Origin of the sequence: Paenibacillus sp. FSL H7-0350 (assembly GCF_038593195.1) — a bacterium.
In the GTDB taxonomy this organism is placed as follows: domain Bacteria; phylum Bacillota; class Bacilli; order Paenibacillales; family Paenibacillaceae; genus Paenibacillus_AQ.
The window spans coordinates 1,575,754-1,599,922 of record NZ_CP151972.1 but is presented as its reverse complement, the minus strand read 5'-3'; the positions used below and the strand labels follow the sequence as shown (position 1 = coordinate 1,599,922).

General features: G+C 49.0%; 31 protein-coding genes. 21 read left to right on the top strand and 10 right to left on the bottom strand.

Translation table 11 applies throughout. The features are described from left to right. Window positions 1-242: 242 nt before the first annotated feature. The 5 genes from NYE24_RS07520 to NYE24_RS07500 all read left to right on the top strand — a co-directional run bounded on the left by NYE24_RS07520 (window position 243) and on the right by NYE24_RS07500 (window position 4,639). Window positions 243-1,085 (top strand): GNAT family N-acetyltransferase, encoded by an 843-nt coding sequence (locus NYE24_RS07520; protein ID WP_342478403.1) that lies wholly within the window; start codon window positions 243-245, stop codon window positions 1,083-1,085. A gap of 22 nt (window positions 1,086-1,107) precedes the next feature. Beyond that, complete coding sequence (locus tag NYE24_RS07515; RefSeq protein WP_342478402.1) at window positions 1,108-2,022, top strand: phosphotransferase; 915 nt, start codon at window positions 1,108-1,110, stop codon at window positions 2,020-2,022. A gap of 39 nt (window positions 2,023-2,061) precedes the next feature. Further along, window positions 2,062-2,628, top strand: a complete 567-nt coding sequence (locus tag NYE24_RS07510; RefSeq protein WP_143804280.1) for a hypothetical protein — start codon at window positions 2,062-2,064, stop codon at window positions 2,626-2,628. A 182-nt stretch (window positions 2,629-2,810) separates the two neighbouring features. After that, on the top strand, window positions 2,811-3,830 hold the full coding sequence (locus NYE24_RS07505; RefSeq protein WP_036700908.1) for a daunorubicin resistance protein DrrA family ABC transporter ATP-binding protein: 1,020 nt from the start codon (window positions 2,811-2,813) through the stop codon (window positions 3,828-3,830). Next, entirely contained in the window at window positions 3,827-4,639 is an 813-nt protein-coding gene (locus tag NYE24_RS07500) for an ABC transporter permease (protein WP_036700910.1), read from the top strand. Before NYE24_RS07505 ends, NYE24_RS07500 begins: the two co-directional genes overlap by 4 nt. 355 nt (window positions 4,640-4,994) lie before the next feature. Here NYE24_RS07500 and NYE24_RS07495 read toward each other — a convergent pair whose 3' ends face one another. Both NYE24_RS07495 and NYE24_RS07490 read right to left on the bottom strand, forming a co-directional pair. Beyond that, a complete protein-coding gene (locus NYE24_RS07495; RefSeq protein ID WP_036700912.1) occupies window positions 4,995-5,513 on the bottom strand; it encodes a hypothetical protein in 519 nt (172 codons plus the stop codon). A gap of 20 nt (window positions 5,514-5,533) precedes the next feature. Further along, window positions 5,534-5,959 (bottom strand): hypothetical protein, encoded by a 426-nt coding sequence (locus NYE24_RS07490; RefSeq protein ID WP_342478401.1) that lies wholly within the window; start codon window positions 5,957-5,959, stop codon window positions 5,534-5,536. Window positions 5,960-6,101: 142 nt separating this feature from the next. On the opposite strand from NYE24_RS07490, the gene NYE24_RS07485 reads away from it, so the two are divergent. The 5 genes from NYE24_RS07485 (at window position 6,102) to NYE24_RS07465 (ending at window position 10,761) form a co-directional block, all read left to right on the top strand. Then, complete coding sequence (locus NYE24_RS07485; RefSeq protein ID WP_342478400.1) at window positions 6,102-6,401, top strand: DUF3888 domain-containing protein; 300 nt, start codon at window positions 6,102-6,104, stop codon at window positions 6,399-6,401. 91 nt (window positions 6,402-6,492) lie between these two features. Next, on the top strand, window positions 6,493-8,049 hold the full coding sequence (locus tag NYE24_RS07480) for an ABC-F family ATP-binding cassette domain-containing protein (RefSeq protein ID WP_036700916.1): 1,557 nt from the start codon (window positions 6,493-6,495) through the stop codon (window positions 8,047-8,049). Between the two features lie 117 nt (window positions 8,050-8,166). Continuing rightward, window positions 8,167-9,291, top strand: coding sequence for a PTS transporter subunit EIIC (locus NYE24_RS07475; RefSeq protein ID WP_036700918.1), 1,125 nt, complete (start codon window positions 8,167-8,169; stop codon window positions 9,289-9,291). A 16-nt stretch (window positions 9,292-9,307) separates the two neighbouring features. Continuing rightward, entirely contained in the window at window positions 9,308-10,231 is a 924-nt protein-coding gene (locus NYE24_RS07470; protein WP_342478399.1) for a hypothetical protein, read from the top strand. 32 nt (window positions 10,232-10,263) lie between these two features. Next, complete coding sequence (locus NYE24_RS07465; RefSeq protein ID WP_036700923.1) at window positions 10,264-10,761, top strand: YcxB family protein; 498 nt, start codon at window positions 10,264-10,266, stop codon at window positions 10,759-10,761. 125 nt (window positions 10,762-10,886) lie between these two features. Here NYE24_RS07465 and NYE24_RS07460 read toward each other — a convergent pair whose 3' ends face one another. Next, window positions 10,887-11,258 (bottom strand): iron chaperone, encoded by a 372-nt coding sequence (locus NYE24_RS07460; protein ID WP_036700926.1) that lies wholly within the window; start codon window positions 11,256-11,258, stop codon window positions 10,887-10,889. 545 nt (window positions 11,259-11,803) lie between these two features. Here NYE24_RS07460 and NYE24_RS07455 point away from each other — a divergent pair. The 4 genes from NYE24_RS07455 to NYE24_RS07440 are packed head-to-tail and all read left to right on the top strand — an operon-like array spanning window position 11,804 to window position 14,002. Next, entirely contained in the window at window positions 11,804-12,268 is a 465-nt protein-coding gene (locus NYE24_RS07455; protein WP_342478398.1) for a hypothetical protein, read from the top strand. Between the two features lie 36 nt (window positions 12,269-12,304). After that, window positions 12,305-12,697 carry a VOC family protein gene (locus NYE24_RS07450; RefSeq protein ID WP_342478397.1) on the top strand — a complete coding sequence of 131 codons (393 nt, stop codon included), beginning with the start codon at window positions 12,305-12,307 and terminating at the stop codon, window positions 12,695-12,697. Window positions 12,698-12,739: 42 nt separating this feature from the next. After that, window positions 12,740-13,372, top strand: a complete 633-nt coding sequence (locus tag NYE24_RS07445) for a pyridoxamine 5'-phosphate oxidase family protein (protein ID WP_036700933.1) — start codon at window positions 12,740-12,742, stop codon at window positions 13,370-13,372. A 21-nt stretch (window positions 13,373-13,393) separates the two neighbouring features. After that, the gene (locus NYE24_RS07440) at window positions 13,394-14,002 is read left to right on the top strand and encodes a class I SAM-dependent methyltransferase (protein ID WP_342478396.1); all 609 of its coding nucleotides are present in this window, start codon (window positions 13,394-13,396) and stop codon (window positions 14,000-14,002) included. An 88-nt stretch (window positions 14,003-14,090) separates the two neighbouring features. Here the strand turns inward: NYE24_RS07440 and NYE24_RS07435 are convergent, their stop codons facing one another. Beyond that, a complete protein-coding gene (locus NYE24_RS07435; RefSeq protein WP_342478395.1) occupies window positions 14,091-14,855 on the bottom strand; it encodes a 3-oxoacyl-ACP reductase family protein in 765 nt (254 codons plus the stop codon). Between the two features lie 13 nt (window positions 14,856-14,868). Then, window positions 14,869-15,654 (bottom strand): acetoacetate decarboxylase family protein, encoded by a 786-nt coding sequence (locus tag NYE24_RS07430; protein WP_051494037.1) that lies wholly within the window; start codon window positions 15,652-15,654, stop codon window positions 14,869-14,871. A 132-nt stretch (window positions 15,655-15,786) separates the two neighbouring features. Between NYE24_RS07430 and NYE24_RS07425 the strand changes: the two genes are divergently transcribed. Beyond that, window positions 15,787-17,373 carry a helix-turn-helix domain-containing protein gene (locus NYE24_RS07425; protein WP_342478394.1) on the top strand — a complete coding sequence of 529 codons (1,587 nt, stop codon included), beginning with the start codon at window positions 15,787-15,789 and terminating at the stop codon, window positions 17,371-17,373. Window positions 17,374-17,505: 132 nt separating this feature from the next. Continuing rightward, window positions 17,506-17,946, top strand: a complete 441-nt coding sequence (locus tag NYE24_RS07420) for an SHOCT domain-containing protein (RefSeq protein WP_051494038.1) — start codon at window positions 17,506-17,508, stop codon at window positions 17,944-17,946. 93 nt (window positions 17,947-18,039) lie between these two features. On the opposite strand, the gene NYE24_RS07415 is transcribed toward NYE24_RS07420, so the two are convergent. Further along, window positions 18,040-18,564, bottom strand: coding sequence for a GNAT family N-acetyltransferase (locus NYE24_RS07415; protein ID WP_051494039.1), 525 nt, complete (start codon window positions 18,562-18,564; stop codon window positions 18,040-18,042). A gap of 147 nt (window positions 18,565-18,711) precedes the next feature. Between NYE24_RS07415 and NYE24_RS07410 the strand changes: the two genes are divergently transcribed. From NYE24_RS07410 to NYE24_RS07395, 4 genes are all read left to right on the top strand, one after another. Further along, window positions 18,712-18,975, top strand: a complete 264-nt coding sequence (locus NYE24_RS07410) for a hypothetical protein (protein ID WP_342478393.1) — start codon at window positions 18,712-18,714, stop codon at window positions 18,973-18,975. 116 nt (window positions 18,976-19,091) lie between these two features. Next, window positions 19,092-19,511 (top strand): hypothetical protein, encoded by a 420-nt coding sequence (locus NYE24_RS07405; protein ID WP_342478392.1) that lies wholly within the window; start codon window positions 19,092-19,094, stop codon window positions 19,509-19,511. Window positions 19,512-19,631: 120 nt separating this feature from the next. Next, window positions 19,632-20,546, top strand: a complete 915-nt coding sequence (locus NYE24_RS07400; RefSeq protein ID WP_342478391.1) for a hypothetical protein — start codon at window positions 19,632-19,634, stop codon at window positions 20,544-20,546. A gap of 473 nt (window positions 20,547-21,019) precedes the next feature. Further along, entirely contained in the window at window positions 21,020-21,379 is a 360-nt protein-coding gene (locus NYE24_RS07395) for a hypothetical protein (RefSeq protein ID WP_036700948.1), read from the top strand. A 71-nt stretch (window positions 21,380-21,450) separates the two neighbouring features. Here NYE24_RS07395 and cysC read toward each other — a convergent pair whose 3' ends face one another. The 4 genes from cysC to NYE24_RS07375 form a co-directional block, all read right to left on the bottom strand. Next, window positions 21,451-21,978 (bottom strand): adenylyl-sulfate kinase, encoded by a 528-nt coding sequence (gene cysC, locus NYE24_RS07390; RefSeq protein WP_076156917.1) that lies wholly within the window; start codon window positions 21,976-21,978, stop codon window positions 21,451-21,453. Between the two features lie 34 nt (window positions 21,979-22,012). Continuing rightward, complete coding sequence (locus NYE24_RS07385) at window positions 22,013-22,777, bottom strand: hypothetical protein (RefSeq protein ID WP_076156920.1); 765 nt, start codon at window positions 22,775-22,777, stop codon at window positions 22,013-22,015. A 141-nt stretch (window positions 22,778-22,918) separates the two neighbouring features. After that, window positions 22,919-23,047 (bottom strand): hypothetical protein, encoded by a 129-nt coding sequence (locus NYE24_RS07380; protein WP_235192101.1) that lies wholly within the window; start codon window positions 23,045-23,047, stop codon window positions 22,919-22,921. 29 nt (window positions 23,048-23,076) lie between these two features. Beyond that, a complete protein-coding gene (locus tag NYE24_RS07375) occupies window positions 23,077-23,436 on the bottom strand; it encodes a sigma-70 family RNA polymerase sigma factor (RefSeq protein ID WP_036700953.1) in 360 nt (119 codons plus the stop codon). Window positions 23,437-23,694: 258 nt separating this feature from the next. Between NYE24_RS07375 and NYE24_RS07370 the strand changes: the two genes are divergently transcribed. Further along, window positions 23,695-24,099: a hypothetical protein gene (locus tag NYE24_RS07370; protein ID WP_342478390.1), complete on the top strand. Its 405-nt coding sequence runs from the start codon at window positions 23,695-23,697 to the stop codon at window positions 24,097-24,099. The last annotated feature ends 70 nt before the right edge of the window (window positions 24,100-24,169 follow it).

Genomic DNA, 24,169 nt, shown 5'->3' with positions numbered 1-24,169 from the left:
CAGCAGGACCGGGCGCCGCTTGGGTAGAGGTGAAAAATTGGCGGTAGGCATGATATACTAGGCTGGCGGACACAGGTTACTGTGGCCCCGGCTTTTTTGCCAAGTAAGAATTTATATATGTTTTGGGGTCCCTGCAAAGTACCTGAGTCATCACCTACGCTAAAGCCTCACTTTGTGGGGGTACTTTGCCAGGAGAAGGGCAGGTATACATAACAGGTAATTAACTGAGAGGAAGGATTAGAATGATTGAATTACAGTCTAGTGAGTATAGTAGAATCAAGCATCTTCTAGCGCATAGAGAAGGAGAATTCATCTTTGTATTTGTTCATGGGGTCATAGATCTTGATCAGCCAGGCAGAATATTTGTGAATAACTTAGATCAGCCGACTGCGGGGCTTGTCACAAGCCGAGGCGGAAAATATTATCTGTTCGGGCAGGAAGATGATGAGCAGTTCAATCGAAGCCTGCTTGATTTCTTAGCCAATCCGGCCAATCACGCGAATTTCTATGATTTGTACTTCTCCTCCAGTCAATGGCTAGCGCTGCTGAAAGAACCTTTGAAAGACAACACAGTGGAGCTCAGTAGAACTCATTATAAGATGAACAGTAACGCTAAAGCGCCTGCTGACATTCAGGAGGATTCTGGAGAATTTGTTTTAACTAGAATTGATGAGCAGTTGTTTGAACGCTACATTCAGGAGATGGATGATAGTTACCGGTTACTGTGGACTTCGGCTGAGAGCTATCTGGACAGGGCCTTTGGTTATTGTTATTTGAATGAGAGCGGATTTGTAAGCGCTTGTAATACTTTTTATGTGGGTGGCGGCTATATTGAACCGGATATCATCACGCACAAGGAATACCGTAATCAAGGGTTGGCGTTCAGACTGTGTCAAGAATTCATAGCGCTTGGCCGTCAGCGGCAGCTAACAACATATTGGGATTGTGATACCGGCAATACTGGCTCCAATCATCTGGCCGCTAAGTTAGGTCTGGTGAAGGTAGGCGAAGTTCCTATTCTGTGGTGGCATGAGAGTAAGGAAGTCATTGCGAAATATTTAGCCACCTACAACTATACTACCTAAGGAACGGGGAGACAGACAATTCATGGGAGGAACGAATGTATGGGATGCGGAGTGGGAGGTTAGCGAAGAACAGGCGCGGACGCTGATCGGCAGACAATTCCCTCAGCTGTCTTCGAAGCAAGTGAAGCGACTAGGCTGGGGCTGGGACAATACGGTTTTTCTCATCGGTGACGAGTACGTGTTCCGGTTTCCAAGAAGGACGTTTGCAGTTGGCGCGATTCGTATGGAGGGGAAGCTGCTGCCGAAGCTGGAGGCCTATTTGACTATCCCCTATCCGAAACCGTTGTTTTATGGCGAAGCAAGTGACGAATACCCGGCACCATTTCTTGGCTATGCTCACGTGCCAGGCGATTTCCCCATCGGTTTGACGGAAGAACGCCGGGCTTTATCGGCAGAGACGCTGGCGAAATTTTTGCGGAGATTGCATGAGTTCCCGGTGCAGGCGGCGCTGAAGTGCGGAGTTCAGCAAGATCATCGAAGCTTGACGGACATAGCATCGCGCAAAGTGAAATTGGAGGGCTTTCTATCGAAGGTGGTTGGACACTTGTCGCCGGAGGAGTCAGGTAGGATCGAAGCGTATATTAGCAGGCTGCAAAAGGACCGTGTCGAGGCGGTGAATGTACTGCTGCATGGCGATCTTCATTTCAAAAATATGCTTGTGAATGAGAACGGAATCGTCTCCGGCATCATTGATTGGGGAGATCTGAGCGTAGGCCATCCGGCTTGCGATTTGAGCGTTGCTTATAGCTTTTTACCACCTTACGCCCGCGGCGTGTTTTTCGAAACGTACGGAGGAGCGGACGAGGAAACGAAGCTGCTGGCGCGGCTGATCGCGGTATACATCCCCATGCTGATCCTAATGCAAGCGGTCGATGACGGAAATGAAGCGATTGCGGCAGAGGCGAAATCCAACATCATGCGGGCACTGTCGGATTAGGCTCATTATTTCGTTGCGGCTAGAATTCACCATAGCTCTTTGAAGATAGACATTGTGGAGGTGACCACCCTGAGGCCTATATATTACTTGCTGCTGGCCGTACTGCTCATAGCTGGCTGTAGCACGAATAAGGATGCACAACCCGCTCCGGAACAGCCGGAGGTATTGGGAGAGATGCCTGAGGACATGCCTGCTGATTTCGATTTTTTCGTCCGGTACGGGTATGGGGAGGTCACCAAGAATGAGATTAATACGTATCAGGATACCGTGGTAAAAGATCTGATTATGAACGGAACAGCCACAGCGGATATTACATTGACCGAAGATGAAATGCGTAGCATTTATGAGCGGATGAGAGGCATCGGCATCATGGGGAAGCTTGCGCTTGTGCCCCTCAAGCAGGGCTGTGCGGTGGTTCCTTACCAGGAAGATAGCTGGAGGATCACTGTCAACGGGTTCACACGGAATTGGTCCTGGTCCGGCGGGAAATGTGAGCTTACGGAAGATGCAGAGCAGCTGCTGGAGCTGCGGACCTTCATCGCGGAGATTGTAGCCGGTAAAGAAGAGTACCAGGCATTGCCCGAAGCTGAAGGCGGCTATGACTAAGGAGAACAGCATATAGAGTGTACGACTGCAAGCGTACTCCGCAAGTCCGATCCCAAGGGATCGGATTTTTGGTTTAATGGGATAGGGAAACAGCAACCGGATAGTGGAGGAGGGGGTTTAAATTCAGTTTAAATATGCCGGTTACTATCCTTATAGATTCAGCAATCAAGGAGGAATGAAGCATGAAGCAGACACAATCAGCAGGGCAGAGCAGCAGCTACGCCATTGAAGCGCAGGGATTGGTCAAAATCTACGGGAGCAACCGGGCCGTGGATGGGGTGGATCTCAAGGTGGGCACAGGAATGATCTATGGGGTGCTGGGTCCCAATGGTGCCGGGAAGACAACCGTAATTCGCATGCTGGCGACCCTACTGCGGCCTGACGCAGGTTCGGCGCGTATCTTCGGACATGATGTGGCAAAAGAACCGCAGATCGTGCGTCAGTTAATCGGAGTGACGGGTCAATATGCATCGGTGGATGAATCGCTTAGCGCAACGGAGAATCTGGTGATCTTCTCCAGGCTTCATGGCCTGGGGCGTGCGGAGTCGCGCAGCAAGGCCTCTGAGCTGCTGGAGGAATTCGGCTTGACGGAAGCAGCGAAGCGCCCGCTGAAGAATTTCTCCGGAGGGATGCGCCGGCGGCTGGATCTGGCGGCCAGTCTAATTGCGCAACCGCCGCTCATTTTCCTGGATGAGCCGACAACGGGACTTGATCCCCGGACGCGCAATCAGATGTGGGAGACGATCCGCAGGCTGGTGAATACGGGATCAACGGTCCTGCTGACGACCCAATATCTTGAAGAAGCGGATCAACTGGCGGACCGGATTGCCGTGATTGATACCGGTAAGGTGGTTGCAGAGGGAACCGTTGATGAACTCAAGAGCTCGGTTGGCAGCTCCTCGCTTCACCTGAAGGTGGTCCAACCGCAGCAGTTGCTGAAGGCGCAGCAGATTGTGGAGCAGGTGCTTCAGGTACGCTCTAACCTGTCCGCAGAAGCAGCCAAAATTATTGCACCGATGGGGAACGTGGACCGGGTAACCGATCTGCTGATCGCCCTTCGCGAGGCCAGCATACCGCTCCTTGAGATGAGTGTGCAGAAGCCGACGCTGGATGAAGTATTCTTGACCTTAACCGGTCATGGCGTCAAGGAAGATGCGGGGCTTGTCACGGATAGCGCACAGAAGAAGGGGGTACTAGCATGAGTACTTTAATCAAGCCGGGTGTAGACCGTAATTTAAAAAACCATACCAGCTTCGGCCAAGTGGTACGTAATTCCTTAACGATGGCCTACAGAGGACTGCTCAAGATCCGGCGTACACCGGAGCAATTGTTTGACGTCACGTTTCAGCCGATTATATTCACCTTGATGTTTACATATATCTTCGGCGGGGCGATTGCCGGTGATGTGGCAAGTTATCTGCCGGTAATCATTCCGGGAATCTTGGTGCAGACCGTAATTACGACCTCTGTCGTCACCGGTGTCCAGCTGCGGGAGGACATGGAGAAAGGGGTGTTCGACCGCTTCAAATCGCTGCCGATTGCCCGGATTGCCCCTCTCGCAGGAGCGCTGTTAGCAGATACTATACGTTATACGATTGCTACGGTACTCACCTTCGTAATGGGCTACATCATGGGCTTGCGGCCGGAAGGCGGCATCGGCGGGGTTGCCCTGGCGGCGGTTCTGGTCATCGGCTGCTCCTGGGCCATCAGCTGGATCTTTGCCTTTTTCGGTGTAATCGCCCGCACGGCATCCAGTGTACAGGGGATTTCAATGATCGTGTTATTCCCGCTAACGTTCCTCTCGAATGCCTTCGTGCCGGTTGAAACGATGCCGAAATGGCTTCAGTGGTTCGTGAATAACAATCCGATCTCGCATCTGGTCACTGCTGTCCGTGAACTGGTCAACCATGGAACGGTAGGCAGTGATCTGGTCTACTCCCTGATCGGAGCCGCTGTGATTGTGGCGGTCTTCGCTCCAATTACCGTGCGTGCGTATATGCGCCGGACGTAAGCCTGGTTTAGTAAGACGTCAACGAATGCAGGGATGCATCGGTTGGCGTTTTTTTTGTTGTATAGAAAATTATAGTTTCCTGCTGCTGTGGAAAAGGTGAGTGTAAATTTGTGGATAAGAGTTCTTTGAATGATTTGTAGAATAAATAAGATGCTGAATATAATTTAGTGAAAACCCTGTGCTTCAAATAGATAACGGATCAGCATTTTTAAACACTGTGTGCCTTGCCCCATAGTTGCATCCCGGATAATCAAGTTCCCTTGTTCCATATACATTTTGTACACCTCCAAGACTCCAGATCAGCATAGCTTCATCTTAACATGCCATGATTTCTACGAGAATGGAGAGCATTGTTTTATGGAAATTGTACAAGGGTTAAGAGCACTAGCAGCGATAGATTCAGCAACAGCCCCAGTATAGATAATTTGTTCCGCTTAACAATTCCAAGCACGCTGATGCAAATAGCGATCAGCAGAAGGAAGTATACCAGGTAGAGGGAAGTATCGGCGTAGAGCGTCAAGACCTTGTACCCTACGTCATTTACAAACTCACCATCATACAGATTCTTATATCTGCTGTTAGCATAAATGAATACACTGGTGATACAAACTGAGGAGAATAACACAGGAATAGCCGTTAGACCTCTTGTCTTTTTCTCATATCTGCCTGCTGTAATGGACCATACTCCATAGATGACAAATCCCGCAAGCAGGCAGATGAAGTACATCTGATAGAACATCAGCCCTTCCTCCCGGTCCCCGGTTCCGCCTCCATCCGGTCCTGAAGCATATAATAATAAGTTTGTAATGACCAGCATGAAATTCAGGAGTGCGTATTTAACAGTACTGATTCCTATTCCCTTAAGTTCTCTCATCTTACCTCCGCTAACTTGGGTTACTCTTCAGATGTCTCATTGTCGGTTTGTTTATTAATAGTGACTTCATTTCTATCGATTTCTACTTGATAGTTAATTACTTTGCCTTGTTCGAATTTTTCACTGACCTCTTTACTTACTGAGTAGTTCTTTTTCGGATTGAGCGTAATCTTAAGACTATGATTTCCATTCTTGATCCTGAACTTTGCGACTTCTCCAAATTTGATATTACTATCAATTTGAGAATTAATGTGAATATCGTCTTTTTGATCTACAGTCACAACTACACTTTTCAAAAATAATGGGCTGTTATTAGTAATTGTCAAATTATACTCTTCATTATCTGCTGCCGTGAGATTATTGGAAGGTTCGCCTTCGCACCCGGATAATAAGGTGACTGAAAGTATTAAGAGTATAGTTGGAATTCTGAACGGTTTAAAAGTCATAGGTACCTTCTCCAAATCTGTAATTTATAAATCTGCCGATATCTTTCTAATCAATATAATACAAAATATAGGATATAGTAAGTTTAAGATCCAAAATATTACTTTCCAGAAAATCGAACTCTATGAAAAATTGTTGCCATACATGAATGAACAGCTGAAGGCAGCCTATTTCAGTCTTTTGACCACAACGCCTCAGTTGTATCCTTATCTGGTTCAAGTAGAGCAGGTAGAGAGGTTGAACGGCTTCCGCAGCTTTGACTTTCAGATTACGCTGAGAGCCTTCCCTACGGTGGGACCGCATATCAGCGTGGGCGAGGATCTGTTTACCTATAGAATCTCATCATCACAAGTTAAGCTAGTAGAATACAAACACCTAAAGGGACCGGAGCGGCATCCATTTTCCGCCAAATTACCTGGATATTTTAAGGTGAAATACAAATGAAGCAGGCTTTTTTCAGAAACCTTCTGGAGTTGTTGCGCGTTAGCCTTTATAATATGACGAGAATATAGAATAAAGGAAAAGGTGTAACTTCATGAGCATATTAAATGTAGAAAAGCTTAGTCACGGCTTCGGCGACCGGGCCATCTTCACGGATGTCTCTTTCCGTCTGCTGAAAGGTGAGCATATCGGTCTGATCGGCGCCAATGGTGAAGGGAAATCGACCTTCATGAACATCATTACCGGTAAGCTGCAGCCGGACGAAGGCAAGGTGGAATGGGCGAAGCGGATGCGCGCCGGTTATCTGGATCAGCATGCGGTGCTTCAGCAGGGGCAATCCATCCGGGATGTGCTGCGCGGGGCCTTCCAATATCTGTTCGATATGGAACAAGAGATGAACGACATGTACGGCAGGATGGGAGATGTGACCCCTGAGGAACTGGAGCAACTGCTGGAGGATGTCGGAACGATTCAGGACATGCTGACCAGCCAGGACTTCTATATGATCGATGCCAAAATCGATGAAACCGCACGCGGGCTCGGTCTGACCGATATCGGTCTGGACAAGGATGTCAACGACCTCAGCGGCGGTCAGCGGACCAAGGTGCTGCTGGCGAAGCTGCTGCTGGAGAAGCCGGATATTCTGTTGCTCGATGAGCCTACGAACTATCTGGATGAACAGCATATCAACTGGCTGAAGCGCTACCTGCTGGATTATGAGAATGCCTTCATCCTGATCTCGCATGACATTCCGTTCCTTAATAGTGTGATCAACCTGATCTACCATATGGAGAACCAGTCGCTGTCGCGTTACGTGGGCGATTACGAGTATTTCCAGCAGGTGTACGAAGCGAAGAAGTCGCAGCTGGAATCCGCGTTCAAGCGCCAACAGCAGGAGATATCAGAACTAAAGGACTTCGTTGCCCGCAACAAGGCCAGCGTAGCTACCCGCAATATGGCGATGTCCCGGCAGAAGAAGCTGGATAAGATGGAAGTCATCGAGATTGCCAAGGAGAAGCCGAAGCCGCAGTTCAATTTCAAGCAGGGGCGGACCTCCGGCAAAATGGTTTTTGAGACCAAGGATCTGGTCATCGGATATGATTCCCCATTGTCGCGTCCGCTGGACCTCAGCATGGAGCGGGGGCAGAAGATTGCCCTCGTCGGTGCGAACGGTATTGGTAAAACCACGCTGTTGCGCAGCATTCTCGGACAGATTCAGCCTATCTCAGGCACAGCCCGTCTTGGCGATCTGCTGGAGATCGGGTATTTCGAACAGGAAATGAAGGAATCGAATTACAACACCTGTATCGAGGAGATCTGGAACGAATTCCCGTCCTACTCCCAATTCGAGATTCGTGCAGCGCTGGCGAAGTGTGGTCTGACCACCAAGCATATTGAGAGTAAAATTGCTGTCCTGAGCGGCGGCGAGAAGGCCAAGGTACGTCTGTGCAAGCTGATTAACCGGGAGAGCAATTTGCTGGTACTCGATGAGCCTACCAACCATCTCGATGTCGATGCGAAGGAAGAATTGCAGCGTGCGCTCAAAGCCTATAAAGGCAGCATTCTGCTGATCTCCCATGAGCCTGAATTCTACCGGGATATCGTGACCGATACCTGGAACTGCGAATCATGGACGACTAAAGTCTTCTAGAGAACCGAACCGGCAATAACGCCGGTGTTGAGCTTGACCCGTAGGAGGGGCACTTTGCAAAAAGTGACTCTTACGGGTCATTCGTATTACAGTGGAGTAAGAATGCAGGGGGATCCTATGAACGCAGTGAATGAGGAGACAGTCGTGAAGCCATCCAAACGCAGTCTGGTCAATATTATTATTGACGGCATTTCTGGTATTTTTCTTCCCATAGTTAATATATTGAGCGCGGCAGGAATCATGAAGGGGCTGCTCGCGGGTGCGGTTGCACTGGAGCTCGTCAGCAAGACGGAAGGGACCTACACGGTGCTGAATGCCATGGCGGACAGCCTGTTCCATTACCTTCCGCTGCTGCTGGCGTTTACGGCAGCCCGTAAATTCGGGGCCAATCCTTTTACGGCGGTCGTGATAGGCGGGGTTATGCTGTATCCCAGTCTGACTACATTATTCGCGAACAACGAAATCATTGAGTTTATGGGCATGAGCATTAGGCCGGTGAATTATCCTGCAAGCGCTATTCCCATCATTCTGGCGGTAGGCCTGCTGGTCTATGTCGAGCGATTCTGTGTCAAAATATTGCCGGAGGTCATCAGCGGCTTCTTCACTCCGCTGATCTCTGTGGTTGTGGTCTCATCGGTGACGCTGCTGGTATTCGGACCGATGGGGGCGCTGGCCGGGGATGCCCTGGCAGACGGGTACCGTACAGTGTACAATTTCAGTTCAGTCGGCGCTGGAATGGTACTGGGGGCGGTCATTCAGCCGATGGTGATCTTCGGACTGCACTGGAGTCTGGTGCCGCTGGCGATCAACAATATCAGCACAGGCGGATCAGACACGATCCTTGCGCTGATGGGTCCTGCTGCCTTCGCCCAGGCGGGAGCCGCGCTGGCGGTATTTATCAAAGCCAAAGACAAGCAGTTCCGTACCCTAAGCCTGTCGGCATCCATATCGGCCTTGTTCGGTGTAACGGAGCCTGCCATGTTCGGGGTCAATCTGCCGCTGCGTAAGCCGATGATTATTGTCTGCTGCGCAGGCTCGATTGGCGGCGGGATGGTCGGGATGTTCGGCTCGTCTGCGATTTCATTCGCTTTTCCGGGGCTGGCGACGCTGCCTGCTTATCTGGGGGACGGATTCGGCGGCTTCCTGATCGCATGTACCACCGGATTCCTGATTGCCCTGATAGCCACGCTGTGTGTAAAGCTTGGACCCGAGCCGGCCATCGAACCCCTTGCCAAATCCTAGCTAAGGAGGATTACATATGAGAGCCATTAGAAGAACTAAGACGGTGGAGGGGACTTCCATTCCCGGAATCATCCATAACGGAGGAAGTTACTTCTATATTAATGTAGATGTGTACGAAGACGGCATGGTCAACTGCTGGGAGCTTATAGATCTTAAGGGCTTATCCGGCAAAATACAATCGGGCTGGCTGACGCCGGCAGCCCCGGCAGGAGAGCAGCTGTCCATTCATGGTCTGGGGGCGTATACCATGGAGTCGGCGAAGTGGACTTATAATGAAGCAAGCTATTATCAGCATATTCAGGATACGGTGGCCCGTCTGAATCCTGAGCTTACGAATATCTATGACATTTCGGAGCGGGAGCAGGAGCGCAATGAGGCGCGCCGGATTGCCCATTCACCTTCCGCTACGGAATTCTATGTCAACAGCGAAATGTTCTACCAGACGACGGAGGGCAAAAGTGTCCATCTGTTCATGAAGTATGGCGGTAAGAATTATTTAGCCGATGTCGTGGTGTACATGGACGGGCGGGTAGCCATTTATAACCTGCCGGATGAAGTGGAGTACAAGCTGGAGGAGCTGGATGCTCTTGTTGCAGATAAGACCTTTTTCACGACAATGGATACTCCTGTAACGGTACACATTCTGCAATTGGGCGAGGTTATGTTAGGCGAAGCCCTATACTCTGCCGATGTGGAAGAGAAGCTCAAAGAGCTGCACAACCTCCACAAGAAGCTAAACGGCGAACAAACGGCCCATGAAGCGTGCCGGGCAGCCTATTATGCTTATCTGGAGAATCCAGGTGAATACTACCGGGAGCAGCTTAGAATCAAATATGAGCTAGTGCCGGAGCATGAACGGATGTATCTGGGCGATATGGATTCGAAGGATTGGGATTACCAGCGAATTCTGTATCATCCTGAAGAGACAAGGGAAGTATGAACGGATTAAAGTAAAGAGATAGAGGTGGCAGGATGGAGACAATCAGCTTTCATTATGGACGGCATATTTCCAAGGTGGCGAGGGCCCTATATTTCCACTCGTGGAAATCTATATTGGCCATTGGAGTTCAAGCGGTATTTATAGCGGTGTGTATGATTCTGTATATTCAGAACCAATCGGTCATTCTGCTCGGCATATCGATCACGCTGATTCTGACCATGGGGATGTCGATCGTGATGCGAACCTTGCTTTTACCGAAGATTTTGTCGGCAGATACAAGGTACAATAAGGAATTTGAATATCTTTTCGATGCAGAGGGAATCAATTTCAGTCCGGAAAAGGATGCGTCCGTGATGACATGGGACTCCTTCACCCGGGTATGGGAGAACCAGAGTTATTATCTGCTGTTCCATGGGCCACAGGAGTATTGGTTCGTTGCGAAGCAATCGTTCGAGGATGCTGCACAGGAGAATAAGTTCAGAGCGTATGTGTCAGATCACCGTAAGATTGTCAGTGGCGTGATTTGGTGACAAGTAGAAACGGCCTTGCCGTCCTTTTAAAGGACGGTACCGTTTCAGTGAGAAATAGAAGGACATGCTACCCGCGCATGTCCTTTTCTGTACCTGGAAGCGTGGGAGCGGATGACTAGCCGCAGCTATACCCGCCAAAAGCTTGTGCAATCCGCCTTGTCGGCGATATTGAACTCGATTAACTGTCTCAGCAGGCCGTAATCCACCGGATTCGTCCATTTCATGCGGATCAGCAGCTTGGTGTGATCTACTCCGCCTTGCTTCAGGACCTCCTCGAAATGATCCATGCCCGCTTTTTCCGGGGCGACGGCCATATGCCCTTTGGCTACACTGAAGCCGATAATGTACGTTCCGTGATCGGTGAACATCGGCTGGTTCCAGGCGATTCTAGGTTCAAGTTGCGGGAATTCCTGCAATACCCAAGCGAGTACTTCCTCCACCGTAGCCCGGTGCACCGGATCATCAATCTTCGCCAGATACTCTGCAAACACATCCATGGTTCATCCTCCTGATCTCTGTGAGCCCTTATGCCATCCATGATATCTTCTAGCTGCTGGATAGTCAAAAATTTTAATGAATAAATTTGATTAAGGGGTTAACGGAGTAGGAGATCAATGATTTGCAAAAATAGAGAATGAATGAGGGAGCATCCTTTGGGGGACAGTCCTCTTTCATTGTTGTTTAGAAATTTGCTGCAAGAAGTGCAACAATGCTGTCTATTATAAGCGCCCCATACTGAAATCCTGCATAAAAGGCAACAAAACCAGCTCTAGTTTGCTCTGAATACTGGAATTCCTGCAAATGATGCAATAATGTACCAAATATAGTAATTATTCTTAAGTAATCTTGCAAGAAGTGCAACAATGTTGCTTAATACAAGCGGTCGATGGGAGAATAAACACTTAGACTCAGAACATGTTGCTAAAAAAGCACATGGGCCGGTTAAATGTCGTCAGACCCTCATCCCTTCCTCATTCCAGCATTTCCCTGTATGATAGAAGAAGCTTGTTGTTCTTAAGGATAATTAGAAGGGGGTTATAGGATGGATAAGATGATCGTGTTAAAGGGTAAACGTCCTGCTGAATTGCTGGCCACTATAAGCGTGATTGCCCTGATGTTATTCTGGATATGGTATATCCTTGGGTTTGACCGAACTACTCCGCTGGAGCATTTTTTGGTCTATCTCGTCGTCGGAATCGCAATCGCCGTTGCGGGAATTATGATATATCGTTTGTTTACCTTTAGCAGGGCGTTCAACATTGAAATAAGGCCGGAAGCTCTACAGATCAAGGATATAGAGATTGAAGCCTCTACTGTTAAGCGGATTTACATCAAAGGCTACTTCATGCCCGTGATCGCAGTTAAGCCCAGAGCCTATCTGCTGGTTGCTTATAAATATTGTTTTCACTTCCCCGAGCAGGAAGACCAGGGGATACGGGCGCTAACGGAATGGGCAGAGCATCATCAGATCGAAGTGGTACATAAGAAGTTTGTGAGATGGTTGTAGTTAACTAAGGGACGGAGAACAGGAGGAGCTGCTCACATGAAAGTCGCCGGATTCAGTCACATCACCCTTCTGGTACAGGATCTTCAGTCTTCATTGAAATTCTATGAAGGGATTCTTGGGATGAGCGTTAGACACCGCGGGAGGTCGGATGCTTATTTGGAGTGGGGCAGCGCCTGGGTATGTCTGGTGGAACGGACGGAGGCCGGGCAGCAGCCGGGAGGATATCCCGGGATGGATCACGTAGCTTTTTATATCGCAGAGGAGGATTTCAAGGAAGCTGTCGGCATCTTGCAGAAGCATCACGTTGAGATCGTCAGAGGACCTGTTGAGCGGGGAACCGGCTGGTCGGTGAATTTCCTGGACCCGGACGGAATTCAGCTGGAGCTGCATACTTCCACTCTGGATGAACGGATGAAGGTCTGGCGTTAGGCGGAGTACAGTCAACATAATAATCAGAATCGGGGATGCGGGATGAATAAACCTTTTCATGAAATGCTGACATCGGAAAATGAGCTGAGAGAGCTTCTGGGCTATCCGAGTGAAGTGGTGAAGCGCAAATCGATCCATTATCTGGATCATCACTGCCGTGATTATATAGCGATGTCCCCTCTATTATTCTTGTCCACAGCAGATGAACACGGGTCTTGCGATGTCTCTCCGCGCGGGGATGCGCCCGGTTCGGTGCTGGTGCTGGATGAAGGGCATCTGGTCATTCCGGAGCGGCCGGGGAACCGCAGACTGGACTCTTTGCTGAATATCCTGGCTAATCCGCAGATTGGTCTGATTTTTATTATCCCGGGACTGGAAGAGACCCTGCGGGTTAACGGGCAAGCTTATATCATTAAGGATGAGCCTATCCTGGATCGGATGCGAGCCAGAGGCAAGCGGCCTGCGCTGGGAATTGGAGTGAAGGTGGAGGAATGTTATATGCACTGTGCCAAGGCCTTCAAAAGATCGCAGGTCTGGGACCCCGGCACATGGCCTGCTGAAGCCCTGCTCCCATCTGCTCCGGCCATCATTGCGGCGCATGTGAATACAGCGGAGTTCACGGAGGATGTGGTGCGGCGCGGTATAGAGGAGAGCTACGAGAAGCGGCTGTATTAAGAAGGGGAGGGAATAGCGGGAATGGATACAGAGCGGCTGATACGGATTTTTGACAGGCAGGCCACGGACTATGACCGTAAAAGAGAAGATCCGAAGCAGCGGCGCTGGCGCCAGAAGCTAATCGGTTCTGCGAGGGGTGAGGTGCTGGAGCTTGCCGTCGGAGCCGGGGCGAACTTCCCGTTCTATCCTCATGGCGTCAAGATCACAGCTGCGGACTTCAGTGGAGCTATGGTTGAGAAGGCCAGACGGGCCGCCGGACAGTACCGCCTGGATGCCGAGTGTATATGTGCGGATATCGAAGATATGAGCTTTGCTGCGCATTCGTTCGATACCATTGTCTCTACGCTGTCCTTATGCAGCTATAAGAACCCGCTGAACCTGCTGGAGAAGCTTAACCGCTGGTGTAAGCCGGACGGCACCATCCTGCTCCTGGAGCATGGAATTGGTTCTAACCTTGTGGTCACTACGCTGCAACGGGCGCTGAATCCGCTGCTCTATCGAATATACGGCTGCCATCAGACCCGGGATATTCTCGGACTGATCCGGGAGTCGGGGCTGCAAATCACTAGAGTGGAGAGCTCTTCGCTGAATATGGTGCATTTGATCTGGGCGGGGCCGCAGCAGCTTTAAAAGCTGTTGGAAGCGATTGCTGTATTCACACAACTAGAGCTGTCCTCCAGCCATTCCATGGCTAGGAAGACAGCTCTTTAGGCTAGAATCAGACGGCTGTCCAGCCCCCGTCCACATATAGCGTCTGGCCTGTCGTGTAGCTGGAAGCATCCGAGGCGAAGTAGAGGACAGCGCCGTTCAATTCATCGGGGTTGCCGGGACGTCCCATGGGGCATAGCGTATTATACTGCTCCAGGAAGTGGTCCTGATAGAGTGCGCGGGTCATCCCGCTGGGGAACAGGCTGGGTCCGACCGCATTCACCGTGATCCCGTAAGGAGCAAGGGTCGCACCCATGCCGCGGGTCAGATTCACGACTGCGCCTTTGGAGGCATTATAGGCATGCAGAGCGGCCAGCTTGCTGCCCTTCACACCACAGATGGAAGCAAGGTTGATAATGCGGCCTTGCTGGCGTTCTTTCATGGCCGGGATCACTGCTTTGGACATGAGGAAAATACTTTTCACATTGGTACCCATCACCCGGTCCCATTCCGCTTCGTCCAGTTCCTCGACAGAGCCTGCGGAGGCGACTCCGGCATTATTCACCAGGATATCTAGCTGTCCGAAATGCTCCAGAATGCTTGCTACCGCCGATTCAATCTCTGTTCCGCGGGTTACGTCACATTGGACCGGAAGCACCCGGCGGCCCTGGGCTTCAATCTGTTGCCGCGCCGGTTCCAGCTTGTCTACTCTTACATCCAGCAGGGCGACGTCCGCGCCTTGCCCGGCCAGAGCTTGAGCCAATTCTGCGCCTATCCCCCCGGCTGCTCCTGTCACCACCGCTACTTTTCCACTCAAATCAAATGGATTTCTCACTGGCACACCTCCATTAATTCCACCAGTCCCAGCGCAAGTTGGAGTAAGGAAGGAACTGTACAGGATCTACAGCAGTCAGGACCTCACCGCGTTCAAGGACGGTATTGCTGACCGTGTAGATGCCGCCCAGCATACGAACGACTTCCAGTTCAGCCCAAGGGTCATGCGGAGAGTCATGCAGGTGAATCTCTACTTCTGCCGCTGTGCGCACGCTGACATCCATAGAGGCTGTCTGCCGGATCAGCAGCGGTCCAAGATCGAAGCCTCGGCCATCCGGAGACTTGGAATACTTCATGTTGAAGACAGGCAGTCCGTCACCATAATGCTCGGAGATGATGCGCTGTCCGTTCCCGGCATTCATTTTCCCGCTAAGCGCGGCCTCTACATGGAAGAATTCAGTGCCCCGCCGGGAGACGCTGCCTGCCACATGCTGATCCTCCTTCTGCAGGCTGATGTCGGCCATCTTCTTGGGGAAGCCGTAAATCTCACGCCCCAGGCCCATCGCGATATCATCGCTGATCGGCATGGAGAGGCAGTAGGTGCCCGGTTGCCCATTGTAGGCTGCCAGGACGAAGACCGCGGCTTCCCGGTAAGGCTCGCAGAAGCTGGTGCGGGGATAGTTAGCTACAAAAGCGTGCACAAGCGGCCTTGGACCCGGCGTAAGCGGGGCGGGCAGAATGCTGCGGATCACTTCGGGCGAAGTCTCCCAATAGACGGTTAGGGTCTCGGCATTATAGAAGGTCGTAGGTGTATTGATTCTTTTGGTAATTTCATTCACATCTTTTACGAAGCTGCTCATCTGAATCTCCTCCTGTGTTATAGGGTCACGAATAATGTAACATGACTATTCCAGTGATTATATATATGGAAAATATAAAAATAAATGGGAATCTTGTGCGCGGCGCACTATAATAAGCAGGGGGTGAGAGCGATGAGTGTTACCTTTGAACAGATTAGCAGACATTTTAGTAAGCACGCCGTACATATCCAGTGGAACAAAGCATTAACGACTGCCTATTCAGATACGATGCTGATCACGAAGAGCCTGACGCATTTTGCACCTGAATATATCTATGTGGGCTACCAGTCCGGATTACCGGATGATGCTGAGGGGGTGGATCAAGCCAGCCTGATGCTAATTAATGACATGGTGGAGCCAGCATCAGGCCAGCAGCAGATATATAGCGGACAGAACCGTATGGAATTCGGGGCGGAGGAAGATGTGTTTGAGCTCTATAATCAGATCCGGGAGCTGTTCCTGGAAGAAGCTGAACGGGAGCAGGCTAAGAGCAGGATGCTTGCGGCCTGTGTCGCCGGCAAAGGATTGGATGTAATCGTGTGTGCTGCGGCAGAGCTGATGGGCAATCCGGTGATTATCATCGATGTAAGCTATAAGGTTCTGGCTGCTTCGGATTGTAGCGGGGTTACCGACCCCATCTGGAGCGATAATCTGCACAAAGGCTATTGCTCCTATGATTTCATTGCTGCCGTCCACCAACTGAAGAGCGTGCAGACCGGCATAGAGTCGCTGGAGGCTTATGAAGTGGAATGCAGCGGAAGCCAGGTGACCAAGCTGGTCGCCAAGATTAGGATCGGCAGCAAGCCTGTCGGAAATGTAATTGTGCTGGGCGACACACGCCCGATTGAACAGAGGGATCATGAGCTGGCGGGTTTTACGGCCGGGCTGGTGGCGGCGGAGCTGGCGAAGAACAGCTTTTACCGGAACTCCAGCCAGGCGGAATATGAAGAGCTAATCTATGGATTACTGGAGAATGAAGAGAACGGACCGCTGCTTATTCAGGAGAGTCTGCGGAGCGGTATGCATCTGCCCAAGGGCAGATTGTCCGTTCTGGTGCTGGATCTTGCGGGGTATGATGCTTCGGTTTCCGGCAAACACACCGGTTATTTAAGAGATCAGCTGCACCTGCATTTCGGGGAGGAGCGGCTGATCTTTTACCATGAGCATATGGTGGGGGTGAGTGATGGTGAGTGTGTATCTTCCAGGTCAAAAGAGGTTGATCCAAGCTTGCGCGAATTTCTCGTCAGCCATCAGATCCGCCTGGGGATCAGCCGGGAATTCAGCGATCTCACGGACTGCCGCAAATATTATCTGCAGGCGCTCAAGGCGCTGGAGATCGGGCGAATTGTCTGGCCTGCGGAGCCGCGTGTGCTATATGCTGATGTGCAGCTGTATGACCTGTTATCCCCGCATGCGCAGCATGATTCCCGGGATGTCAGCCATCCGGCGCTCACAGTCCTGCGTGAATTCGATGAGAAGCATCATGCGGACCTGTATCATACCCTCTATTCCTATTTGAAGAATAACCAGCAGCTGCAAAAGACCGCCGACGAACTATTCGTACACCGCAACACTTTGCGGTACCGCTTACGTCAGATCGACGAACTGATTCAGCTTGATTTGAGCCAAATCGATCATGTTCTGAGGCTGTATATGTCCTATCAAATGACAGATTATTTGGAAAAGCTCGGTGGGAGAGGGAGCCCTTGTTGCTCCTGATTCAGGCGTGTTACTTACCCATATTATGGGAATGCATCTTTTTGAATTTTATTTGGAGCAAATGATAAAATATAACAAAATATTAGAAGAATATGCTAAAATAGTTCTATCTTAAAAAAGAGGTGGAAAATAATGATACATCAGATTAGTGGCGGAACATCATCTCTAGAACTCTATGAGGATTATCTAGTAATTAAGCCAAGTAACATACAAAAATTAGGAGGGCATACTCAAACAATTCCATTGGATTCTGTGGTAACAATCAGCATAGTTAAGCCTTTTCTAAAAGTGCCTTATTTACAAGTTATTACACCGGGTCTTCAAACATCCAAATCTGATAATACAAAAGGAGCAAGTGCAAACGTTGTATTGATTCAGCCTGGAAAAATGAAAACCGCCGAAAAAATTCGTGAATATATAGCAAGCTATAAATCTGAGAGAAGCAATCGCCAAGCGCCGCCTGCATCTACTGGTTCGATTGATGATCTGAGACAGCTTGCAGAGCTTCGAGATTCTGGTATCATAACTCCAGAAGAATTTGAAGCCAAGAAAAAACAGATACTTGGTCTATAAAAACAACATTCCTTAGCAAGGTACCTCTTTTAATAATGGTACCTTGTTTTTATTTAACTCGATGATAAAACAAACAAAGATTTCGACTCCGGATTAACCACACCATTTATTACGCATCAGCTTCATACACACCAGAGGCTCTTCCTCCACTTCCCTGCAAGGCTCACACCCCTCAAACCCGAACTTTCGCACCGTTGCCATCGAAGCAGCGTTCTGCGGATGGGTCAGGATATAGATACAGTCCACGTCAAGCTGTGTGAAGCACGTATTGAGAAGAATGGGCAGGGTCTCCGACATATAACCCAGTCCCCAATAGTCCTTCCAGATGTCATACCCAATCTCCACTTGCTTCCGCTCTGCGTCCCAATAATGATAGCCGCAAGTGCCAATGAAGGCCTGGGTCTCCCGGTCAAACATTCCATAACGGTGATGGCCTTTGCCCTCAGGCTGGGAGTAATGCTCAATGATCTCCACAGCTTCGTTGTAATCACAGGGCGGCTCACTGAAGTATCTGCACATGTCCGGGTCCGAGAATTGCCGGTAGACAGCAGCGATGTCGGACTGATTCAGTAGGCGGAAGTGTAGACGTCCGGTTGTAAAAGGTTCGGATAGATTCATTTATGTTCACTCCTATTTATGACAAACTGGCACATACCGTAATTATGTGTATTTGAAATGATATTGTCTATGTAGCAAACTCTTTAATAGACAAATGTATATATGTGGAATAATATGTTTTTATATGGATAATAAGGAGGGTTTGAAGTGGGAGAGTTGAAACTAGATAACATAGATAACCTTGATTCACTTGCAAACATGTTAAGACTAACCTTTGCGAATGAAGATTGGCACAATATGATTGGAGTTGCTGACAGGCTCTACGAAGCGTCTAGTGTTTTGTACTACTATCAGCTTACGCAGTCATCCCGCAAATCATCTCAAGACAGGCCCTTAATCTACTACCTTGGATATTCACAGTTATGTAAGGGCGTAGCTTATCAGAAGCTGAAACGATATTCAGAATCATGAGATTGCATCCTGAAATATAAAGATCTTTCATGGGTCAAGGGCGTAGAGGAGAAAGACAAGTTTATTATACAAGATTTTAGTGTATTTGCCTAGGAAACAAATACACCATTGACTTGATGGAAGGCAAAGAGGAAGTGCTGAAAGAGTATGTTCAGTATTTAAAACAGTATCCTAGAGAAATAATTGCCGGAATGGTCACAATATTCGAAAGTGCTATTAAAAACAATTTATCCATTGAGTGGGCTCTAACAGATTTGTCAGACGAGTTGAACGCTATAGAGACTTATCCGGATAATAAAATAACAGCAAGATATTTGATGAGATATTTGTGCTTATTTTCACTATATAAATTTTATCAGGAAGATTATAAGGATGCGATTGATAAGAACCTGGAAGCTCTGGCTTCAAGTGTAGTTCTTGGAGATAACATATCAATAAAAAAATTGATAGCTCTTTTTGAGTCGTTTAGAGAATTTGCTAATAGTGAGCAGGTTAAACGGTATCAAAAGCAAATGAAAAAATTTCTAGAATGCTGATGATTTAAAGAGACAATTAACAGCTCGCCTTGCAGAGATGCAGGGTTTTTTGCATGAAGTGGATTGTTAATGTATGGTAAAATATAAGCACTACGTCAACTTATTGAAAGGGGTGTACCTATGAGGCCAACCAGATGGACAAGAAGCCTGGCAGCCGCGCTTGCCTCCGCACTATTATTGACAAGTACCGGGATTACCGTTCTTGGCGCTTTCCCGCAGAAGATTGAGGCAGCGGCGGTGAAGCCTACAACAGCCTTTATTTTATTTGAACAGAGATTGCAAAAGCCGTCTTCACTTGGCCTGGCCCAGGCTACGCTGGTTAACCGGATCGGCCAGATGACGCAGACAGAGGCGAATCTGGCTGTGCTGCATCTGGAGAATGCACTGAAGGCTTACCTGCCTGTGGCAACCAAACGTATGAATGCGCCTGTCGTCCAACTGAATATCAAGAACATATATACGGCAGGCATGCCTATGGCGCTGGCACGCTCTAAGGTGAGACAGGCCGAGGTGCGTATGGTCCTCCAGGATCTGGAGGGCATGGGCTACAAGCTGGTGGAGGATGGGGGATTCGTACCAGCCATTCCTTATAAGAGCTTCAAAGTCTTCAAACCTTATGTCAGTAAGGATCTGCAGGTCTATATTGACCTGATGGCGACAGAGTCGGAGCAGCCGATGGTAGCTGGCGAAAGATTGATGGTGGACTGGTACCAGGTCATTGAGCGGGCCGTGCAATATGAGGATTTTGTGCAGATATATAAGACTTCTAACCGTGCTGCGGCGATGACGGAAGTGCTGGAACGCGCCAAGAGAATTGTGTTTAATGGTGCGCCCAAGACCCCGCTGTTCGACAAGAAGACACAGGTCATTCTTGAAAAGGCAGCGATCGCTTATGAAAATACACTGTCGGAGGCTGGCCCGGAGAGAATTGAGGGCAGCAGACTGCTGACCCAGCTTGATGATTTCCTGCTGCTTGTAATGAAGAATGGCGATAAGCGCACACAGGCTATTATTGATTATCTGAAAGCGATGTAAGAGGGACGAACCCTATATACTGTAGTAGAGGAACCGGGCTGCTTACCCATGCAGCTACGGTTTTTTTTGGTTATTTAGGAAATTGTGATTTACGTCTGCCAGTGGATAAGAGCTCTTTACGGAGGAGGGGACTGGTATGTAATCGGAAAACCGATTAGAATCGGCACCCGCGAGTTGTGAGGACCAAATGTAATCGAAAAACCGATTACAATTTAATGCTCCTCATGGCTACTGCTCCCTCCAGCTAGCAAATTGGCAAATATAAGTGAGGTAAAACTTAAGATGATCAAAGGACAAGTAACCTATCATCCCAAGGGTAATTTATGTGTGTGGTCTGGCTGAATAGACCCTGAGTACATATGATCCTATAGGCCTGAAGCATCATTAATCACAGAAAAGGAAAACGATTACAATTATAATGTAAGCGTTATCTAATGATCTTGTTCATTTATACGCAAAAGGAGGAAGACGGCTTGAGTGTCCCGAAGGTTTCCTTTAACATGCTTGTCTTTATCGGTTTTAGCCTTCAGTATGCATTGATGCATCTCTTGTCTGCAGGTGAGGTGATTGTGATTTCATCCGCTGAGCTTATCATTTATATGCTGCTTACCTTTGCCGGGCTCGGCAGGTTCTTTCGGCGCAGGAGGAGGGTTCTGAATGAGAGGGGCTGCGGAAGCACCGGACTTTTTTTCAGCGTGTTATGGACGGTGTCACTTTGCTCCCAGTTCCGTAAGGAGAACTACCCGGATGCGCTGACTATTATTAATTCACTGGGCGTGTCAGCGGCCGGGCTGATTCTGCTTACTGAGATTATTATTCTGTTCAAGGTGTAAGCCAGCTGTACATGAAGAAGCCCCTGTCCTAGGTGAAGGATAGGGGCTTCTTCATGTAACAACGGATAGGATTAATAGATATAATCATGCTTCATCAAGTAGGTGAGAATGAGCTCGGTGGACTGATCCTCGCTATGCTGCTCGGTATCCACAATTATCTCGGGCCGGAGCGGTTCCTCATAGGGGGCAGTCAGGCCGGTGAAATGCGGAATCTCTCCGGAAAGCGCTCTACGGTATAAGCCTTTGACATCCCGTCTTGCACATTCCTCGAAGGAGCATTTGACGTAGATTTCCACGAAAGGCTGGATGCTCTGCCGGATTTGCTCCCTCATGTCCCGGTAAGGGGAGATGAAGGAGGCCAGGACGATGATATCGTTGCGGGTCAGGAGCTGCGCCAGATAGGCTGCGGTTCTTACATTCAGCGACCGGTCTTCTTTAGAGAAGCCTAACCCGCGGAACAGTTGATTCCTCAAAACATCACCGTCGAGCAGTTCTGTCCTCACGTTCATTTGCTGCAATCTCTGACTCAGGCAGCGGCAGAGTGTGGTTTTTCCAGAGCCGGACAGGCCGGTGAACCATAGTGTTACTCCGGTATGCAATGTGCAGCCCCACCTTCCATGTCAAACGATTAGGTTACCAGTTGTAATCTGTCTCATAGCCCATGGGGAAGAGCAGATGGCCTGCCACCTCTTTGAAGCAAGTCTTCACCTCTTCATTGAACTCGGTCCGCCAGTTCCCGGTTGTGCCGGTGCGGAAGGTATAGGAGGCCTTAGGGTTAATGTTCTGCACCATAGCGTCCAGAATTGTGTCTAGCGGTAATGGCAGCGGCTTGTCAGCCCAGAGATAATGAATCAGCTGCTCCATCGTCCGGCGGCGTGAGCTGTGGCTGTCTACCAAATGTTCAAAGGCGATCTGTAAACAGTCCGCTTCCCCGCTCCATCCGGTGAACTGCCCATACCAAGCGGCAATACTCGGGTAATGAAGCTCTGGTATTCCCTGGATTAAAGCAAGAAATTGCTGATTCCTGTCCGGCAGAGAGAGCAGATAGGGGCGCAGCGGATGATTAGGGTATTTGTCTGTTATGAAATACGTATACGAGATTACAATATCTCTTAGGTCACGGTTTAGGAATATCGGCTTGATCTTCAGCTCCCGAAGCATACCTGACCACCGGGGTGAATAGTACACATGCCCTGCTGTGAAATGTCCGCTGCGGACGAACTGCAGCCGCTGGTAGTGTAGGCCGGAATCTTCCGGATAGCCTTCATAGAATTCATGAGGGTTCTGCGTCATTCCCGGAATGCCTTCTAAGATCTGCTTCATCAGATGGGTACCGCTCTTGGGGACCGAGTTCAAAAATACTATAGGATATTCACCCGAAGGAACGAATGTATTCATATTCTTGTGCGTTCCTTTCTCTTAAATAGCTGCTAGTCATACTCCTCTGTTTATCATATGAAGCTCCGACTATTACTGACTAGACATTGTACATAAAAAGTTAGGAAAAATATGTATGTCCAAGCGTTGCTCCTGCTGAATTTACAAGTCCTGATAAACTATATTTATGAGTTCAATCTTTAAGGTCTGAATCGCCTCTTCCCGCGGCAGCATAATGAACCGGGATAAATATTCGATGTCCACCGAGAACAGGCTAAGGATATCCTCCATGGACGCTTTATCGCCGCTTTGCGCCTTTTTTACAGTCTCGATGAAAGGGTAAGATTTTCCTTCAGGACTTCCAGTCCCTTGCGCTTCCATTTACTAACCCCCTGTTGAGTCATTTGCAGCTCGGCTGCTACTTCTTGTTCGGGCATTCCTTCTATGACTGTTTTTTGGATGATATATCTGCATTTCTCCCAAGGCAGCATATCCAGAAGCTCATCGACGAACAACTCAGATACGACCATACTTTCAAAGCTGTTGTCGTAGACCTCATTATCGTAGAGCGGATTACTTTCCCGTATCAGCTGAATACGCGTCTTATACTGAATTCTCCATGCTGAGCGTTTTAATAATTTCCTGCAGGTTTCAACTAGCTCGTCATCACAGGTAACCATGAATTTTCCTCCCCATGTTCAATAGTACCTTCATTCTCGGGTCTAGCGGAGCCTGTTCCCCCAGGCCTGACCTAACTCTTCGCTGATCCCCTCACATAACAAGTAAAATATTCCATAGATTCCACAACTGACAAAAACAAAAATTTACATGATTACTATATTTCTAGCGAAAGTTGTAAAAATTAATTCCCGGTTACCTAGTATTACGAGAATAAAGAATAATAGATTGTCGAATTATCCATTTAGGAGGCGATGACGATGAGTGACTATGTAACACCTCAGATGATGAGCACCCTGATGACCGTGCTGATTATTCCATTGCTGGGGCTGCTGGCGAGGTCTGTAATTGCTTATATTAAGCGGGAAATTGCCGGGCTTGAGCAGAGAATCGAGAGTGAGGCATTGAACAGCCTGCTTCAGCGGGCGGGGGATGCTGTTGAATCCGCCGTGATTGCCGTCAATCAGACGTTCGTGGAGACGCTCAAGCAACAAGGTGACTTCGACACGGAGGCGATGAAGAAATCTTTTCTGCTGGCCAAAGAGAAGGCGTTAGCGATCCTCGGAGAATCCGCACGGAAGGAGCTGAGTCTTGTGATCGGGGACCTCGAAGCATGGCTCGAAACGAAAATCGAAGTTTGTGTGAACCGGAATAAACAGTTGTAAAATCCCGTCCGCGGTTCCCTTTGATTAGTAAAGGAGGGCCAGGCTTCACCATGATCAGTATGCTCATTAC

Bases quoted from the DNA above. Each gene is read 5' to 3' on its own strand.
- NYE24_RS07520 (WP_342478403.1), top strand. From the start codon at position 243: ATGATTGAATTACAGTCTAGTGAGTATAGTAGAATCAAGCATCTTCTA.
- NYE24_RS07515 (WP_342478402.1), top strand. From the start codon at position 1,108: ATGGGAGGAACGAATGTATGGGATGCGGAGTGGGAGGTTAGCGAAGAA.
- NYE24_RS07505 (WP_036700908.1), top strand. From the start codon at position 2,811: ATGAAGCAGACACAATCAGCAGGGCAGAGCAGCAGCTACGCCATTGAA.
- NYE24_RS07500 (WP_036700910.1), top strand. From the start codon at position 3,827: ATGAGTACTTTAATCAAGCCGGGTGTAGACCGTAATTTAAAAAACCAT.
- NYE24_RS07495 (WP_036700912.1), bottom strand. From the start codon at position 5,513: ATGAGAGAACTTAAGGGAATAGGAATCAGTACTGTTAAATACGCACTC.
- NYE24_RS07490 (WP_342478401.1), bottom strand. From the start codon at position 5,959: ATGACTTTTAAACCGTTCAGAATTCCAACTATACTCTTAATACTTTCA.
- NYE24_RS07485 (WP_342478400.1), top strand. From the start codon at position 6,102: ATGAATGAACAGCTGAAGGCAGCCTATTTCAGTCTTTTGACCACAACG.
- NYE24_RS07480 (WP_036700916.1), top strand. From the start codon at position 6,493: ATGAGCATATTAAATGTAGAAAAGCTTAGTCACGGCTTCGGCGACCGG.
- NYE24_RS07475 (WP_036700918.1), top strand. From the start codon at position 8,167: ATGAACGCAGTGAATGAGGAGACAGTCGTGAAGCCATCCAAACGCAGT.
- NYE24_RS07470 (WP_342478399.1), top strand. From the start codon at position 9,308: ATGAGAGCCATTAGAAGAACTAAGACGGTGGAGGGGACTTCCATTCCC.
- NYE24_RS07465 (WP_036700923.1), top strand. From the start codon at position 10,264: ATGGAGACAATCAGCTTTCATTATGGACGGCATATTTCCAAGGTGGCG.
- NYE24_RS07460 (WP_036700926.1), bottom strand. From the start codon at position 11,258: ATGGATGTGTTTGCAGAGTATCTGGCGAAGATTGATGATCCGGTGCAC.
- NYE24_RS07455 (WP_342478398.1), top strand. From the start codon at position 11,804: ATGGATAAGATGATCGTGTTAAAGGGTAAACGTCCTGCTGAATTGCTG.
- NYE24_RS07450 (WP_342478397.1), top strand. From the start codon at position 12,305: ATGAAAGTCGCCGGATTCAGTCACATCACCCTTCTGGTACAGGATCTT.
- NYE24_RS07445 (WP_036700933.1), top strand. From the start codon at position 12,740: ATGAATAAACCTTTTCATGAAATGCTGACATCGGAAAATGAGCTGAGA.
- NYE24_RS07440 (WP_342478396.1), top strand. From the start codon at position 13,394: ATGGATACAGAGCGGCTGATACGGATTTTTGACAGGCAGGCCACGGAC.
- NYE24_RS07430 (WP_051494037.1), bottom strand. From the start codon at position 15,654: ATGAGCAGCTTCGTAAAAGATGTGAATGAAATTACCAAAAGAATCAAT.
- NYE24_RS07425 (WP_342478394.1), top strand. From the start codon at position 15,787: ATGAGTGTTACCTTTGAACAGATTAGCAGACATTTTAGTAAGCACGCC.
- NYE24_RS07420 (WP_051494038.1), top strand. From the start codon at position 17,506: ATGATACATCAGATTAGTGGCGGAACATCATCTCTAGAACTCTATGAG.
- NYE24_RS07415 (WP_051494039.1), bottom strand. From the start codon at position 18,564: ATGAATCTATCCGAACCTTTTACAACCGGACGTCTACACTTCCGCCTA.
- NYE24_RS07405 (WP_342478392.1), top strand. From the start codon at position 19,092: ATGGAAGGCAAAGAGGAAGTGCTGAAAGAGTATGTTCAGTATTTAAAA.
- NYE24_RS07400 (WP_342478391.1), top strand. From the start codon at position 19,632: ATGAGGCCAACCAGATGGACAAGAAGCCTGGCAGCCGCGCTTGCCTCC.
- NYE24_RS07385 (WP_076156920.1), bottom strand. From the start codon at position 22,777: ATGAATACATTCGTTCCTTCGGGTGAATATCCTATAGTATTTTTGAAC.
- NYE24_RS07380 (WP_235192101.1), bottom strand. From the start codon at position 23,047: ATGGAGGATATCCTTAGCCTGTTCTCGGTGGACATCGAATATTTATCC.
- NYE24_RS07375 (WP_036700953.1), bottom strand. From the start codon at position 23,436: ATGGTTACCTGTGATGACGAGCTAGTTGAAACCTGCAGGAAATTATTA.
- NYE24_RS07370 (WP_342478390.1), top strand. From the start codon at position 23,695: ATGAGTGACTATGTAACACCTCAGATGATGAGCACCCTGATGACCGTG.